Source organism: Saccharopolyspora antibiotica (assembly GCF_047200635.1).
Lineage (GTDB): Bacteria > Actinomycetota > Actinomycetes > Mycobacteriales > Pseudonocardiaceae > Saccharopolyspora_C.
Genome location: NZ_JBJZOI010000037.1, coordinates 16,097 through 31,729, shown reverse-complemented (window position 1 = coordinate 31,729; position 15,633 = coordinate 16,097). Strand labels below are relative to the sequence as shown.

Annotated in this window: 12 protein-coding genes; 4 read left to right on the top strand and 8 right to left on the bottom strand. The window is 74.1% G+C overall.

The annotated features are described in order from the left end of the window. Both ACL03H_RS23290 and ACL03H_RS23285 read right to left on the bottom strand, forming a co-directional pair. Positions 1-623 (bottom strand): DUF3558 family protein (locus tag ACL03H_RS23290; protein ID WP_412813438.1); only part of this gene is annotated, 623 nt, incomplete at its 3' end. 51 nt (positions 624-674) lie between these two features. Next, the gene (locus tag ACL03H_RS23285) at positions 675-2,243 is read right to left on the bottom strand and encodes a DUF2207 domain-containing protein (RefSeq protein ID WP_412813437.1); all 1,569 of its coding nucleotides are present in this window, start codon (positions 2,241-2,243) and stop codon (positions 675-677) included. Positions 2,244-2,380: 137 nt separating this feature from the next. Between ACL03H_RS23285 and ACL03H_RS23280 the strand changes: the two genes are divergently transcribed. Next, positions 2,381-3,574 carry a neutral zinc metallopeptidase gene (locus ACL03H_RS23280; RefSeq protein ID WP_412813436.1) on the top strand — a complete coding sequence of 398 codons (1,194 nt, stop codon included), beginning with the start codon at positions 2,381-2,383 and terminating at the stop codon, positions 3,572-3,574. Here the strand turns inward: ACL03H_RS23280 and ACL03H_RS23275 are convergent, their stop codons facing one another. After that, positions 3,575-4,000, bottom strand: a complete 426-nt coding sequence (locus tag ACL03H_RS23275) for a hypothetical protein (protein WP_412813435.1) — start codon at positions 3,998-4,000, stop codon at positions 3,575-3,577. Positions 4,001-4,064: 64 nt separating this feature from the next. Next, positions 4,065-5,123: a potassium channel family protein gene (locus tag ACL03H_RS23270; protein ID WP_412813442.1), complete on the bottom strand. Its 1,059-nt coding sequence runs from the start codon at positions 5,121-5,123 to the stop codon at positions 4,065-4,067. A gap of 228 nt (positions 5,124-5,351) precedes the next feature. On the opposite strand from ACL03H_RS23270, the gene ACL03H_RS23265 reads away from it, so the two are divergent. Both ACL03H_RS23265 and ACL03H_RS23260 read left to right on the top strand, forming a co-directional pair. Then, the gene (locus ACL03H_RS23265) at positions 5,352-5,723 is read left to right on the top strand and encodes a DoxX family protein (RefSeq protein WP_412813434.1); all 372 of its coding nucleotides are present in this window, start codon (positions 5,352-5,354) and stop codon (positions 5,721-5,723) included. 46 nt (positions 5,724-5,769) lie between these two features. Then, positions 5,770-6,309, top strand: coding sequence for a hypothetical protein (locus ACL03H_RS23260; RefSeq protein ID WP_412813433.1), 540 nt, complete (start codon positions 5,770-5,772; stop codon positions 6,307-6,309). 165 nt (positions 6,310-6,474) lie between these two features. Here ACL03H_RS23260 and ACL03H_RS23255 read toward each other — a convergent pair whose 3' ends face one another. The 4 genes from ACL03H_RS23255 to ACL03H_RS23240 all read right to left on the bottom strand — a co-directional run bounded on the left by ACL03H_RS23255 (position 6,475) and on the right by ACL03H_RS23240 (position 14,132). Continuing rightward, positions 6,475-7,089 carry a hypothetical protein gene (locus ACL03H_RS23255; RefSeq protein WP_412813432.1) on the bottom strand — a complete coding sequence of 205 codons (615 nt, stop codon included), beginning with the start codon at positions 7,087-7,089 and terminating at the stop codon, positions 6,475-6,477. Between the two features lie 97 nt (positions 7,090-7,186). Next, on the bottom strand, positions 7,187-10,480 hold the full coding sequence (locus ACL03H_RS23250) for an ATP-dependent helicase (RefSeq protein WP_412813431.1): 3,294 nt from the start codon (positions 10,478-10,480) through the stop codon (positions 7,187-7,189). Between the two features lie 67 nt (positions 10,481-10,547). Beyond that, complete coding sequence (locus ACL03H_RS23245) at positions 10,548-10,901, bottom strand: hypothetical protein (protein ID WP_412813430.1); 354 nt, start codon at positions 10,899-10,901, stop codon at positions 10,548-10,550. Positions 10,902-10,988: 87 nt separating this feature from the next. After that, on the bottom strand, positions 10,989-14,132 hold the full coding sequence (locus tag ACL03H_RS23240; protein ID WP_412813441.1) for an ATP-dependent helicase: 3,144 nt from the start codon (positions 14,130-14,132) through the stop codon (positions 10,989-10,991). A 372-nt stretch (positions 14,133-14,504) separates the two neighbouring features. On the opposite strand from ACL03H_RS23240, the gene ACL03H_RS23235 reads away from it, so the two are divergent. Further along, on the top strand, positions 14,505-15,506 hold the full coding sequence (locus tag ACL03H_RS23235; protein ID WP_412813429.1) for a chitinase: 1,002 nt from the start codon (positions 14,505-14,507) through the stop codon (positions 15,504-15,506). The last annotated feature ends 127 nt before the right edge of the window (positions 15,507-15,633 follow it).

The following is a 15,633-nucleotide window of genomic DNA, read 5'->3' as shown; positions in this document are numbered from 1 at the left end:
CCAGCGATCTTCTCGATCTCCCCGCACGGATCGGCCACGGAATCCCGCATGCGGCCGACCAGCTGGTAGAGGACGACACCGCCACCAGCAGATACCACCGTGATGCAGCTACCTTCCCCGGCCGCTCCCGACACGAGCATCCGCGCAGCCGGTCGACCAGCGACTTCGATCTTCGTGTACTCGTCGTACGGGCCCCCGCTGGCCAGACTGTCCACGGTCTCGTCCGCGTTCTTCTGCATGGCGACATCCATCTTCTCGCCATTCCACGCGCATCCCGGCTGAAAGCTGACCTGGGTAAATTCCTCAGGCTGAGTTCCGACGCCATAGGACATCAGCTCGTCCTGCCTGAAGAAGGCGCACGGATCTAATTTATTCAATCCTGCACCCTGCTCAGCAGAATTCGACCCCGGGAAGTCGGGAGCTCCACCGGTCGAGCCGCCGAGCGCGCACGAAGAGATCCCGAGCACCGACATGACCGCAACCATCACGCTCGAATACCGGAAAAACTTGATCACTGGATCCCTCGCTTGAGATCGTCGGCGTTCTGCGCGTCGACAGGCGGTCTGAGCACCGATCGCCGCCAGACCCGCCTTCGCCGCCGCGAAACCACCCGCGCCCGTCATCCCCCAGCCCCTCTGGACTCCGCTGCTCTCCCCCGGTGAACGAAGAACACCTTAGCGCGGGGCCGGAGCGCTGGTCACCGTTTCGGGTGGACGCGGTGGATCGGGCCGGACGTCCAGCGCCCTGGTGAGGGCGGCGGCGAAAGCGGGCAGGGACGCGGCGCTCGGCCGGTACCAGTCCGGCGCGGCGGTGCGGGACAGCTCGGGATCGAGCGTTCCCAACGCGAGGGCGTACGGGAGCGAGCGGGAGCGCACCTCGCCGACCTCGGTGGTCGTCACCAGGTGCTCGCGCAGACCGCGCAGCTGCACGACCAGCGCGCGGCCGCGCGGCGTGCGGGCGGGCAGCAGCCGGGCCCCGGCGGTGAGGGCGGCACCGCTCAGCGCCACCACCACCCCGACCAAGGCGGACGGGCCGATGGGCACCAGCGCGGCGCCGCCGAGCGAGACGACGACCCCGGTCCACCACACCGGATTCCGCCGGCGGTCCGGTCGACGGGCGAACCAGTCCTGCGCGACCAGGTCCGCGTAAAGCGCGTCGCGGACCGGCGCGGGGCTGCGGTCGCCGAGCTCGGAGACGAGCACCCGCTCCGCGTCGCCGAAGAGCAGACCCAGCACCGCGCGCTCGTGCTCGCGCAGGCCCGCGTCGGGCGGGTGGGTGCGCAGGAGCTTCCAGTCCCCGCCCACTTCCTCAATCCGCAGGTAGCGCCGGGCCGCGAGGTCGAGGGTGGTCGCGGTGAGGTCACCGAGGCCGATCCGCCCCGTGAGCAGGGTGCCGATCTCGCCCGGCCGGACCCCGTCCGGCGTGGCGAAGACGGTGGTCCCGTCGGCGAGGGGCATCCGGAGTCCGACCGGCGGCGCGGCCACCGCGAACGCCCGCGACTCCCGCAGCCGGAGGCGGCCCAGCACCCCGAGGGCACCGACGAGCAGCGCGAGGACCCCTGCCGCGCCCGCGACCGCACCACCGCTGACCGCACCGAGCGGGTCGAAGTCCCGCTCGACCACGGCGTTCGACGGCACCGCCCCGGCGGACAGCCGCACCACGAGGTCCACCCGCTCACCCGGCGCGAGACCGAACTGGAGCACCCGCACCTGCTGGGCGCGGTCCAGCTCGAAGCGGTCGCAGCGCTCCGTGCCGCCGACCGGGCCGGCGGAGCAGCTGATGGAGCGCGGGACGTGCGGGGTGCGGAACTCGACGACGGCGCGGTCCAGCGGGACGTCCCAACCACCGGTGATCTGCCAGCGGACCTGCTGGCCGCCCGAGTCCTCGGCCACCGCGCCGCGCAGGACGTAGTCGAAGGTCGCGGTCCCGGGCCGCGCGGTGAGCCGCACGGCGTCCGGATCCACCCGCACGTCACCGCCGTCGAACCGGACCTCGCTGACCTCGAAGACCCGCTCCGCGCCAGGGCCGGCGCGGTGGCGCAGCGGGAGCACGCGGTGCGCGGGCGGCCCGGGCGGTACTTCGATCCGCTCGGTGACGGTGAGCGCGCCGTCCCGCTCCAGCTTCACCCGCACCTCGGTGGCGGCGGTGCCGGGCAGCACGTTCACCGGCTCGGCAGCGGCGGGCGGGGCGAGGGCGGTGAGCACGCCCAGCACCGCCCCCAGCACGCTCAGCTTCCCGGGCACGCACGGCACGATAGCCCGGCTCCACCCGGGTCGTAGCGGCCGCTGCCTCCGAAGTGGACTGATCGGTGGACCACCGCCGGTTCCGGCACCGCTAAGCTCGGTTCGCTCCAGTCGTCGGCGAAGCCGGGAGAACGGTCATGACGCAGCCACCGCCGCAGTCTCGGCCCCCGCGGGACGAGCGCCCGGCCGGGCCGCCGGCGTCGCGGCCGCTGCCCCGGGACGAGGGATCCGGGAGGTGGGCCGGGCAGGCCCCGCCGCGCTACCTCCCGCCCCAGGACCCGCCGCCGCACCCGGGCTCCGCTCCGCAGTGGGGCGCCCGCCCGCCGTGGCAGCAGGCCGAGCGGCCCCCGCCACCGCCGCCGAAGCGCGGCGTCCCCGGCCTCATCATCGGGCTGGTGCTCACGGGCATCTTCCTGCTGGTCGCGGGCACCGCCGGGGTGAGCGTCCTGTCCTCCCGCACCGAAGGCGCCTCCGACTACGACACCCCGGCGCGCGAGTCCGGGGACGGGCCCGCGCACGAGACCCGGCCGACCACCGCGCCGACCAGCGCCGGGGAAACGAGCAGCAGCTCGGAACCCAGCGCCACGAGGAGCTCCCCGAACACCGGTTCCAGCGCCAGCGCCCGCCCGGTCGTCGCGCTCGGCGACAACCCGATCAACATCCCCGGCAACGGAGCCGTGAACACCTCGTGCCCGCTGCCGTCGTTCTCCACCGACACCGCGGGCCAGTCGGCGTTCTACGAGGCGGCGATGCCCTGCCTGATGGAGATGTGGACCCCGGCGCTGCAGGAGGCGAACCTGCCGGTGCGGTTGCCGGACGTGGTCACCACCGACGGCACCGTGGAGAGCCCCTGCGGCACCCGCACCTGGGACCAGACCGCGATGTACTGCCCGGGCAACAACACGATCTACATGACGGCCCGGTACTACGCGGAGAAGGAGGGCCGGACCGACGCGGGGGTGTTCCTCGGCCAGCTCGCGCACGAGTTCGGCCACGCCGTGCAGAGCATGAGCGGCATCAACCAGGCCTACACCTCCGCTTCCTACGAGGCGAACGGCACCAGCCCCGCGGGCCTCGAACTGACGCGGCGCTCCGAGCTGCAGGCCACCTGCTACGGGGGGATGGCGCTGGCCTCGCTGCAGAACGGCGGCGTGGACAACGACATCATCTTCGCCGCGCTGAACGACTCGCGCGGCCGCGGTGACGAGTACAACGCCCAGCCCGATCACGGCAGCATCGCCACCAACACGGCATGGGTGAACCGCGGCTTCTACAAGAACCGCGTCATCGAGTGCAACACCTGGCTGGCCGGGCCGGATCTGGTGGACTGATCACCCGGTGAGCGCGCGCGGACGCAGCACCAGCAGCGCGTAGCCGCCCCCCGCGACGGCGGCGAGGGTGCCGAGCACCCAGCTGGCCCGGCTGCGCATCCCGCCGTCCTCGGCGCCGCCCCCGGGCAGCGCGCGGTCGCCCTCGGCCGGAACGCGCACCGGGAGCTGCTGCCCCTCGCTGTGGCCGCAGCCGTCGAGCCGCAGCCGGCGCACCTGCCCGTCCACGCGCACCTCGACCAGGTCGCCCTCGGCCGACGTGCCGCAGGGGCGGGATTCCACCACCGTCGCGGTCGACGAGGTCAGCTCGCCCTCCGCGGAACCGACGTTCGGCAACCGCCACCAGGAGAACGCCACCACGACGACCCCGAGCACGCCGAGCGCCAGCAGGATCAGCGCCACCGATGCCGAACCGTGTCGTCGCCTCACACCGACATGCTCCCAGAACGCCGGAAAGTGCCGTCACGGCCCGGGTTTTCCACCGGGCCGCCGATCACGACTCGGCGGGGGTGACCTTCTTGACGTAGAGCAGCCGGTCGCCGTTCTCGATGGCGTCGGCCTCCGGCGCGTCCACCCGGAACAGCACTCCGTCGCGCACCACGCCGAGCACGATGTCCGGCAGGTGCCGGGGCGAGCCGCCGACCTCCTGCCGCTCGACCTCGCGCTCCGCGATCGCGAGCCCCACGTCGGGGGTGAGCAGGTCCTCGAACATCTCGACCACGGAGGGCGTGCTGGTCGCCATCCCCAGCAACCGGCCCGCGGTCTCGCTGGAGACCACCACCGAGTCGGCGCCGGACTGGCGCAGCAGGTGGACGTTCTCCGCCTCCCGCACCGCCGCGACCAGCTGCGCCTTCGGCGCGAGCTCCCGGGCGGTGAGGGTCACCAGCACGGCGGTGTCGTCGCGGGCCGGGGCGACCACGATGGCCCGCGCCCGCGACGCGCCCGCGACGCGCAGCACGTCCGAGCGGGTGCCGGAGCCGTTGACGGTGACCAGGCCCAGCGAGGACGCCGTTTCGAGCGCCGCGTGATCGGTGTCCACGACGACGATCCGCTGCGGGTCGGCGCCGTCGCCGAGCAGTGCGGTGACCGCCGAGCGGCCCTTCGTCCCGTACCCGATGACGACCACGTGGTCGCGCACCTTCGTCCTCCAGCGTTGGATCTTCAGTGCCTGCCGGGAGCGTTCCGTGAGCACTTCGAGCGTGGTGCCGACCAGCACGATCAGGAACAGCACCCGCAGCGGGGTGATGACCAGGACGTTGACCAGCCGGGCGAGCGGGCTGACCGGGGTGATGTCCCCGTAACCGGTCGTCGACAGCGACACCGTGGCGTAGTAGACCACGTCGAGCAGGCTCAGCGGCCCACCGGCGGTGTCCCGGTAGCCGTCGCGTCCCACGTAGACGATCGCGACGGTGGCGGCGAGCGCGAGGCCCGCGCCGATGATCCGGCGCACGATGGACCGCACCGGGCTGATCGCCGCTTCCGGCATCCGGATCACGCCGACGAGCGTGTGGTCGGGACGGTCGGTGAGCCGCTCCGCGATGGAGTCCCGCATCCGGCCGCCGATGAGGTGGCTCGCCCTGATCGGCCCGCGTCCGCTCACCACGGCACCCCGCCGAGTCCGAATTCCGCGCTTGCGGGCACGTGTCCCCCGATGTTCGGCTGCACCTGCTGACGACGGGGCCGAACATAACCCGCCCAGCGCACGGCCACCGCGACGGCTCCCCTCCGCGCTCCCGCGGGGACGTTGCCGCACGACGGGCGCGCGTGCCAGGGTGCGGGCATGTCCTCCTCCCGTTCGCCTCGGCTGCTGGCCGGGGTCCTGGCGACCGCTGGCGTGCTGCACTTCGCCGCGCCGAAGCCCTTCGACGCCATCGTTCCGAAGTGGCTGCCCGGCTCCGCGCGCTCGTGGACCTACCTCTCCGGGGTCGCGGAGCTCGGCTGCGCGGCGGCGGTGGCGCATCCGAGGACCCGGCGGCTGGGCGGGCTGCTGACCGCCGGGCTGTTCGTCGGGGTGTTCCCGGCGAACGTGCAGATGGCGGCGGACCACCACCGGAAACCGCTGCCGCAGCGGGCCATCGCGTACGCGCGGCTACCGCTGCAGCTACCGCTGGTCGCCTGGGCTTGGGGAGTGCGCCGCACAGCAACGAAATAGCCACCGGACGTAGTCCGCACCGGGGCTACCGGTTTACCATTCCCCGGTGCAGCAGCTTCAGCACGCCGCCGACGCACTGGGCTGGACGGGGTTCCTCGTCCCGCACGTCGAGGTGCTCGGAGCCCGGTTCGCCGCGGTCACGCGCGTGCGGCGGGACGTGCACCTCTGGCGGCGCGAGCACGGCTGGGCGCCGGAGGACGATCCCACCTGGTTCCGCTCGTGGTCGCAGCCGTCCATGCACGACCACCTGCCGCTGGCCGCGGTGGAGGTGGTGGGAATCCTGGTCCCGGTGCGGAAGGCGAAGTACGGCCTGCGCGCCTGCGGCACGCTGATGACCCTGGCGCCGTGCAGCGTGGTGCTGCCCCGGGGGCACCCGTACCGCCCGTGGCCGATGACCGAACTGGACTACTACGGCATCGGCGTGGTCGCCGATCACGGCGAGGCGCCCTCCGACGTGCTGCTGTCCCCGGAGGACCGCTCCCCCGAGTTCAGCTCGTCCCTGTTCGGCCGCTGGCTCCAGGAAGTCCTGTACTCCCTGGTGCTCCAGCGGGACCCCGAGCTGGCCGACAACCCCGCCGCTCCCTGAAGGACGCGCTCCCGGCCCGCTGGTGGCGGAGCCCGGCCCGGCTGAACCACCGGTACCGGCCCGGAGACGCGGCCGCCCCCTCGCGGACACCGAGGTCGCGAGCGGGCCGCACACCGATCCTGCGGTGAGAGGGCAGCCGGGCCACCGCCCGCCCTCCCGGGCAGATCACGCCAGCACGTACTCGTGCCAGTTCATGCCGTTGGGGTTCCAGCCGAGCCCGCGGCCCTCCTTGGCGGCGCGCAGGGCCTGCATGGTGTGCGGCCAGCGGCGGATCACGTTGGCCACCGCCACCGGCGTCATCAGCTCGCTGGAGCGGCGGTGGTCGCCGGGGCCGAGGAAGGCGATGCCGCCCGCCGTGGACAGGATGTCGGTCAGCGGCACCTGCCCGGACAGCGTGGTCTTCTCCACGCTGATCAGCGTGTTCGGGTGCAGGTCCGGGGGCCAGGTGCGGCGGTCCAGGTCGGCGGCGACCGGCTGGTCGCAGTTGCCGCAGCGGCACTCGAACTCACTGGTCCAGCCGTGCTTCGCCCAGGACCACACGACACCGGCGCCCGGCTCCAGGTCGGACAGCGCCGCGACGTGCGGCCACGCCCCGACCACCGCGTTCAACGTGGTCCGCTTGGTCTCGTTGGCGTCGCCCTCCGGCCCGGTGAACGACCAGGTGCCCTCGTCGTCCCGGTGGACCCGCACCAGCGGGACGCGCAGCGAGAGCACGTCGGTGTCGACCAGGACCTCGGCCTCGGGCGGGGTGTTGAGCTTCCACTCAGTCTTCTGCTCCATCCCGAGCATGGTCATCCGTCCGGACGGACCTCCACAAGATCCGCCACCCGAAGGTGTGGATCTCGCCGACTGCGCGCACCGGGACGATCCCGGCGGATCAGACCTCCGGTTCGGGGACCGAGCCGATCAGCTCGCGGAGCCCGTCCGCGTCGAACAGGTCGGCCGGGCTCAGCGTGGTGTCGTGCCGGACGTAGTGGAAGGCCGCCCGCACCCGCTCCAGCGGAGCGCCGGTGAGCGCCGCCCACGCGAGCCGGTAGGCGGCCAGCTGCACGGCCAGCGCGGGCACCTGCTCGTCGGGGGGCACCGCACCGGTCTTCCAGTCCAGCACCGTCCAGCCGCCGTCGGCGTCGGCGAACACCGCGTCCATCCGGCCGCGCAGCACGATCCCCTCGACCTGGGTCTCGAACGGCACCTCCACCCGGTGCGGAACCCGGTCGGCCCAGGATCCGCGCAGGAACGCCTCCCGCAAGCCGGCGAGGTCGTCCTGCGGCGGGGCCGTGTCGTCGGCGGCACCGGGCAGCTCGTCCACGTCGAGCAGCGCGCTGGAGGTGAAGCGGTGCTCCAGCCAGGCGTGGAACGCCGTGCCGCGGCGGGCCATCGGGTTCGGCGGCAGCGGCAGCGGGCGGCGCAACCTCCGGGCCAGCGCCTCTGGATCGGCCGCGAGCTCGACGAGGCGGCTCACCGAGAGGTGACCGGGGAGCACCACCTGCTCGCGGCGGCGGGCGGCGGCCTCGCGCTCGGCGAGCAGCACGTCCACGTCGCGGGCCCAGCTGAGCTCGTCCGGTTCGGCGTCGGCGGCCGCCTCGGGGTCCTCGGAGCCCGCGGGATCGCCCGCCGCCATCGCGGCCCGCACCAGGTCCGCGCCCGAGCTCACCGCCGCGCGCCGGTCCCCCAGCGGGTCGGCGGGCCACCGCACCGAGCGCACCGCGTCCGCCAGCGGGTTCTCCGCGTCCTCGGCGGGCTCGTCCACCCACCGGCCGACCTCGCCCGCACCGGTGCCGCGCAGCACGTCGGCCAGCTCGGTGAGGAACGGCGAGGGGCCCTTCGGCTTCTTGGCGCTCTCCTGCCACCAGTGCCCGGACAGCAGCAGCACTCGCTCGGAGCGGGTCAGCGCCACGTACAGCAGCCGCCGCTCCTCGGTGAGCCGCCGCTCCTCGAACTCGGCGTCGTGCCCCTTGAGCAGCTCACCGACCTCCTTGCGGTCCAGCCCGACGAGGCGATCCAGGTCCAGTTCCGGCAGGTCCGGGGCGTCGCCGCGCAGCACCGCGGGCAGCTCGGTCACCGAGGTCAGCCAGGAACCCGCGTGCCTGCGCCCGGGGAAGACCTGCTCGACCAGGTGCGGGACGGCCACGACCTCCCACTCCAGGCCCTTGGCGGCGTGCGCGGTGAGCACCTGCACGCGGTCCTCGGCGACCTCGATCTCGCCCGGCTCCAACCCGTCCTCGGCGCGTTCGGCGGCGGTGACGTAGTCCAGCAGCGAGGACAGCGGGGCGGCGGGGCTGGCGGTGGCGAAGTCGGTGACCACGTCCGCGAAGGCGTCCAGGTGGATGCGCCCGGCACCGGCCGGGCGGGCGAGGCTCTCGATGTCCAGCAGCAGCGTCCGCTCCACGTCGGCGACGAGTTCCGGCAGCGGCTGGTCCAACCTGCGCCGCAGCGCCACGAGTTCCTTGCCGAGCCGCTGGATCCGCTCGTAGCCCGCCGCGGAGTAGCGCTCGGGCGGACCGGGATCGTCGAGGGCGTCCACCAGCCCGGCCTGCTCGACGTGCTCGCCCGGCACCCCGTCCTCGGCGCCGGGATCCGCCGAGGCGGCGCTGCCCGGCTGCTCGGGCGGGGAGCACAGCTGCCGCGCCCGCTCCCACAGCGCGGCGAGATCGGCGGCTCCGAGCCGCCAGCGAGCACCGGTGAGCAGCCGCATCGCGGCCGTGCCCGCCAGGGGTTCGACGAGCACCCGCAGCGCGCTCACCAGGTCCCGCACCTCGGGCTCGTCCAGCAGCCCGCCGAGGCCGACGACCTCCACCGGGAGCCCTCGCGCGCGGAGCGCGTCCGCGAGCCCGGCCATGTCGGAGCGGCGGCGCACCAGCACGGCCGCGGTGGGCGGGGAGCCGCGCTCGTCGAGGACCGCGTGCCACTGCTCGGTGAGGCGATCGGCGACCCAGTCCCGCTCCTCGCGGACGTCCTCCAGCAGCACGGCCCGGATGTCCCCGGGCTCGGCGCCGTCCCGGGCGCGCAGCTCGTCGACCTCCAGCCCGGCGGCGCGCAGCGGCTCGGAGGCGGCGTTGGCGAGGCTGAGCACCTCGGGCGGGTTGCGGAAGCTGGTGAGCAGTCCGTAGCGCCGCGCGGGCGCGGGTCCGCCGTCGCCGACGCGCGGGAAGTCGGTGGTGAACCGGGGCAGGTTCGCCGCGCTCGCGCCCCGCCAGCCGTAGATCGCCTGGGCGGGATCGCCCACGGCGGTGACCGGCAGCGGGTCGATGCCCGGGGTGGCGCCGCCGAACAGCGCCCGCAGCAGCACTCGCTGGGCGTGCCCGGTGTCCTGGTACTCGTCGAGCAGCACGGCCCCGTAGCGCTCGCGCTCGCCCGCGACGACCTCGGGGTGCTCGGTGGCCAACCGCGCGGCCAGCGACATCTGGTCGGCGAAGTCCATCGCCGCCTCGCGGCGCTTCCGCTGCTGGTAGGCGTCCAGCAGCGGGAGCAGCGCGGCCCGCAACCGCTGCGCCGCGATGATCTTCGCGAGGTCCTTCGGCAGCTCGGCTCGCTGCCGCTTCGCGCGCGGCGCGTCCTCGATGAGCCGGCAGAGCCGCTCGGCGTGCTCGTGTAGCCGGTCCGGGGTGACCAGGTGCTCGGCGAGCTCGCCCGCCAGCGAGAGCAGGTAGCCGGTGACGGTGACGGGCACCTTGTCGGTGTCCAGGTCCTCGGTCCAGGTCGAGACCACCCGGTGCGCGAGCTGCCAGGCCGCGGTCTCGGTGAGCAGCCGCGCGCCCGGTTCGACCGGGATCCGGAGCCCGTGCTCACCGACCAGCCTGCCCGCGTAGGCGTGGTAGGTGAGCACCGTCGGTTCCTCAGCGAGCACCTGGGCGCGCAACGCCCCTCCGGGGTCCACCTCGTCGAGCAACCCGGATCCCGCGAGGCGCCGCAGCCGGGCGCGGACCCGGTCGGCGAGCTGGCGGGCGGCCTTGCGGGTGAAGGTCAGCCCGAGCACGTGCTCCGGGGTGACGAAGCCGTTCGCCACCAGCCAGACCACCCGGGCGGCCATCGTCTCGGTCTTCCCCGCGCCCGCGCCCGCGACGACGAGCGCGGGTTCGGCCGGAGCGGCGATCACGGCGGCCTGCTCGGGCGTCGGGGGGTGCAGCCCGAGTCCCTGCGCGATGCGCTGCGGGCTCAACCGTTCACGCACCGCGCGATCCCTCCTCCGGCGATCCCGGCCGCCGCCGTTCCATCGTCCTTCTTCGAGCCGCGTCCGGTCAGCGGCGCTTCTTGGCGGGGGAGACGGGCTTGAGCTGCCGCTCGCACTCGCAGTTGCTGTCGTACACGGCCTCCGCGGTGATCGTCGGACCCTCGTTGAGGCCGGTCACGATCGTCTCACCGCGCCGCGACTCGGCCAGCCAGATCTCGGTCTCGTCGGTGAAGCCCACCTCGTCCTCGGTGAGCCCCATCGCCGCGCGCAGGGTGCCCGCGAGCCACGCGGCCACCTCGTCGGGGGAGTGCATGACCTCGTCGGGGTCGAGCATCCGCCGCTCCGCCGCGCTCAGCGCGTGGGTCAACGAGGAACGCTCGACGTAACCGTGGTGGTGCAGGCCGTTGGAGTGCTGCGCCATGACTCCCCTCTCGTTGCCGATCCACACCAACCTAGCCGCCCCGGGCGACCTCGTTCGAGAAGCCGTCCCGGGACGGGCCGGGGGCCGTCACTGGCCGACCTGACGACCCTCCGGGTGCACGGGGCAGGACGGCCGGGCCGGGCAGCGGGAGCAGTCGGAGTTCTCGGTCGCCAGGTAGGCCGGGCCGACGCTGGAGGCGGCCGCGTCGTGCACCACGTCCAGCCAGACCCGCAGCCGCTGCTCGTCCAGTCCCGGCTGCTCGCGCTCCGTCCAGAGCCCCTGCCGGGAGGGCTTCGCCACGTACAGCAACCGCGCCCCGCCGGGTTCGACGGGCTCGTCCGCGGTGCCGCCGTCCTGGAACGCGCCGAGCGCGGCGGCGAGCTGGTACACCGCGAGCTGCGGGTGCTCCTCGGCCTCCGGCGCGCTGACCGGGGACTTGCTGGTCTTCACGTCGACCACGACCGGTCTGCCCGCGCCGTCCGCCTCCAGCCGGTCCACCCGGCCGCGCAGCCGCAGCCGCGGCCCGCCCTCGCGGCCCGGCACCTCCAGGTCCAGGTCGCGCTCCACCCCGAGCTGGGCGAGTTCGGCGCGGGACTCGTCCAGCCAGCCGAGGAAGGCGTCCAGCATCCCCTCCACCCGGCGGCGCTCGTGCCGGGAGAACCAGGGGGCCCCGGCGTCGATCGAGTGCCAGGCCTGGTCCAGGGCCGCGCGCAGCTGCTCGCGGTCGGCGCCCTCGGCGGCCTTCTCCACCAGGGCGTGCACCAGGGTTCCGGTCACCGAGGCGAGTTGCGCGGCGTCCTCGCCGCCGTGGCGCTGCACCATCCAGCGCAGCGGGCAGGAGCTCAGGACGTCCACCGTGGACGGGGAGATCCGGACGGCCTCGTCCGGCCCGACCAGCGGTTCGGCGGTCGAGCTGTCCGGCAGGCCGTACCAGGTGCCCGGGTCCGCGCCGGGGATCCCGGCGCGGGCGAGGCGGGCGAGCTGCGCGGCGGCGCGCTCCCGGCGCCCGGGCTTGGCCTCGCCGTCGCACACCACCCGGCGCAGCTCCGCCACCAGCTCGCCGAGCACCAGCCCGCGCTCGGGACGCAGCAGCGGGCGCTGCTGCTCGGCGTCGGTGCTGACGCCCTCCAGCTCGTCGAGGAAGCGGGACGGCTGCTCGTCCTCGCCGCGCACGGCGCTCACCAGCAGCGAGCGCCGAGCCCGGGCGGCGGCGACCAGCAGCAACCGCCGCTCCTCCGCCAGCAGCGGGGCGGTGGCCGAGACCTGCTCCTGCTCGTCCACTCCGGACAGCACGTCGACGAGCCTGCCGGTGTGCAGCAGCGAGCCGCGCAGCCGCAGGTCCGGCCAGGTGCCTTCCTGCACGCCCGGGATCGCGACCACCTCCCACTCGCGGCCCGCCGAGGCGTGCGCGGTGAGGACCGTCACCGCGTCTCCGGCCGGGGCGGTCGGCGCCAGGCTGCTGCCGGTGATCCGCTGTCGGCGGAGGTCGTCGACGAAGGGCACCACGCCGGAGCCGGGCTTGCGGTCCGCGTACTGGGCGGCGGCGTCGAACAGCGCCACGACCGCGTCCAGGTCCCGGTCGGCCTGCGCGCCCGCGACGCCGCCGCGCTCGGAGAGCGCGAGCCAGCGCTTCTCCAGCCCGCTGGCCCGCCAGATCCGCCAGAGCGCCTCCTCCACGCCCTTGCCGATCACCTCGGTCGCGGTGGCCAGCAGCGCGCCGAGCCGCCGGGCGGGGCGAGCGGCGGCGTCCTCCAGGCCGGCGAGCCGGTCGGCGTCGTGCAGCACCTCCACCAGCAGCTCCCCGCTGGAGCGCTGCCCACCGGCGGCCTTCTGGAGCCGCAGCAGCCCGCGGCGCAACCGGCGCAGCGCCAGCGGATCGGCGCCGCCGAGCGGGGAGGCCAGCAGCTGCTCGGCGGCGTCCGGGTCCAGCGCGGCCGGGTCCGCCGCGCAGCGCAGCAGGGTCAGCAGCGGGCGGATGGCGCCGCGGTGGGCCAGCGGGACGTCGTCCACCGGCAGCACCAGCGGCACTCCGGCCGCCAGCAGGGCGCGGCGCAGCACCGGCAGCGATTGCCCGGTGGAGCGCACGATCACCGCCATCTCGGACCAGGGGACCTCGTCGAGCAGGTGCGCGCGGCGCAGCTGGTCGGCGACCCACGCGGCCTCCTGCGCCGGGGTGCCCAGCAGCCGGACCTGCACCGAACCGCCCTCGCCCTCGGGCGGCCGCAGCGCGCGCTGCGGGCCGGAGCCGGGCAGGCCCGCGACGAGCCTGCCCACCGCCGCGTGCACCGCCGGCGACATCCGCCGCCCGGTGGTGAGCACCTCGGTGCGATCGGGTTCGGCCCTGGCCAGCAGCGCGGGCTCGGCGCCGCGGAAGGAGAACACGGCCTGGTCCGGGTCCCCGGCGAGCAGGAACTCCCGCGCCGAGCCGCCGAGCCTGCTGATCAGGGCGTGCTGCTGCGGATCGAGGTGCTGGGCGTCGTCGACGATCAGGTACCGCACGCGATCTCGCTCGGCGGCGAGCAGCCGGGGGTCGGTGTCGAAGGCCAGCAGCGCCTGGGCGACGAGCTCGGCGGCGTCCAGCTCGGCCCCGCCGTGGCCGCCGCCGCGCAGCAGCGTGACCTGTTCGTACTGCACGCCGAACCGCCCGGCGGCGACCCACTCGGGGCGATCGTGGCGACGGCCGAGCTCGATCAGCTCGCCTGGGCCGGTCCCGCGTTCGGCGACGCGCTGCAGCAGGTCGCGCAGCTCCCCGGCGAAGCCGTCGACCGGGAGCGCGGCGCGCAACGACTCCGGCCAGCCCCGCGCGCCCTCCTCCAGGTCGCCGTCGAGGAGTTCCCGGACCAGCGCGTCCTGGTCCGGACCGCTGAGCATCCGCGGTGGCGGCTCCTCGGCGAGCACCGACCTCAGCCGCAGCACCGCGAAGGCGTAGGAGTGCACGGTGCGCACCAGGGGTTCCTGGGCGGTGCGCGGGCCGGCGCCGGTGGTGAGCCGCCGGGTGATCTGCGCGCGGGTGCGCGCGGCCGCGGCCCGCCCGGAGGTCAGCACGAGCACGTTCCCGGGGTCGACGCCCCGGTTCAGGACGCGATCGGCGGCGACCTCGGCCAGCAGCGTGCTCTTGCCGCTTCCCGGACCGCCGAGCACGCGCAGGAATCCGCCCTCGTGCGCGAGCACCCGCCGGGCGGGCTCGTCCCAGCGGAGCGCGCGCTCGCCGCCGCCGCGGCGGACGAGCATCGGGGCGGCGGCAGCGCGGCGGTCCCGCGCGCGGCGGTCCCGCGCGTCGGGCGGGCTCGGGGCTGGCATGGCTCCGATGGAATCACGGACCCCCGACGTCGATCCCGCCGACGGGCCGGAGCTGATCGGAATAACGGTAATTTCCCATCGATTTCCCATTCTTCCGGGAATGCGCCTCGAAACCTCCCCTGTGGACACATCAATTCACTGGCCAGCGCCGATACAGATGAAGACAGATAAAGATCGCCAACGTACCGAAAGGTCCATCCCATTGTTCCTTTTGGTGGTACGAACCAATTTTGGGTTCTGCGACAGTCCCGCTGTGCCGCGGATCCCCCGCCGCGGCGACCGAGATCCCCCGAAGGAGGAACCGTGGGCAAGCTCCGCAAGAACGTGCTCACCCTGGCCGGTACCGGTGTCGCCGTCGCGTGCGCGGCCACCTTGACCGCCGTTCCCGCGCTCAGCGCGAACCAGCAGGCTCCCGCGCCCCGGGCCGACAGCCCGGTCGCGGCCTCGCCCTACCTCTACACCGGCTGGGGCAACCCGCCCTCGCCCTCCGAGGTGCAGGACGCCAGCGGCGTCAAGGACTTCACCCTCGCGTTCATCAACGCGGACGGCACCTGCAACCCGGCCTGGGACGGCACCCGGCCGCTGGACGGGCAGGACAAGGCCGCCATCGACGAGATCCGCGCCGGCGGCGGCGACGTGGTCCCCTCGATCGGCGGCTGGAGCGGCAACAAGCTCGGCGAGGTCTGCACCGACGCGCAGTCCCTGGCCGGCGCCTACCAGAAGGTGATCGACGCCTACGACCTCAAGGCCATCGACGTGGACATCGAGAACACCGAGGTGGAGACCCCCGCCTCCCGGGACCGCGTGATCGAGGCCCTGAAGATCACGAAGGAGGCCAACCCCGGCATCAGGACCGTGGTCACCTTCGGCACCACGACCACCGGGCCGAACGAGAACGGCAAGGCGATGCTGGCCAAGGCCGAGGAGATCGGCGCCGACGTCGACGTGTGGACCCAGATGCCGTTCGACTTCAGCGGCACCGACATGGCCCAGGACACGATCACCACCACCGAGGCGCTGAAGGAGCTGGTGAAGACCACCTTCGGCTACGACGACGCGACGGCCTACGCGCACGTCGGCATCTCCTCGATGAACGGCAACACCGACCAGCCCGCCGAGCACGTCGACGTGGCCGCGTTCCAGGCGATGGCCGACTACGCCGCGGAGAAGGGCCTCGGCCGGTTCACCTTCTGGTCGGTCAACCGCGACCGGCCGTGCGAGAACGGCGGCGCCGCGGACAGCTGCAGCGGCGCCGAGCAGCAGCCGTGGGAGTTCTCCTCGATCGTCGCGGGTTTCGCGGGCTGACGCGCTCCCCCGCTCCCCCGCCGACGCTTGCGCCGTGCGCCCCAGCCAGCACTGGGACGCACGGCGCAAGGCGTGATCCTCCGTTCCAGCAGTTGATCTTGCCGTGCTAGCATCGCCGCGGTTTCAT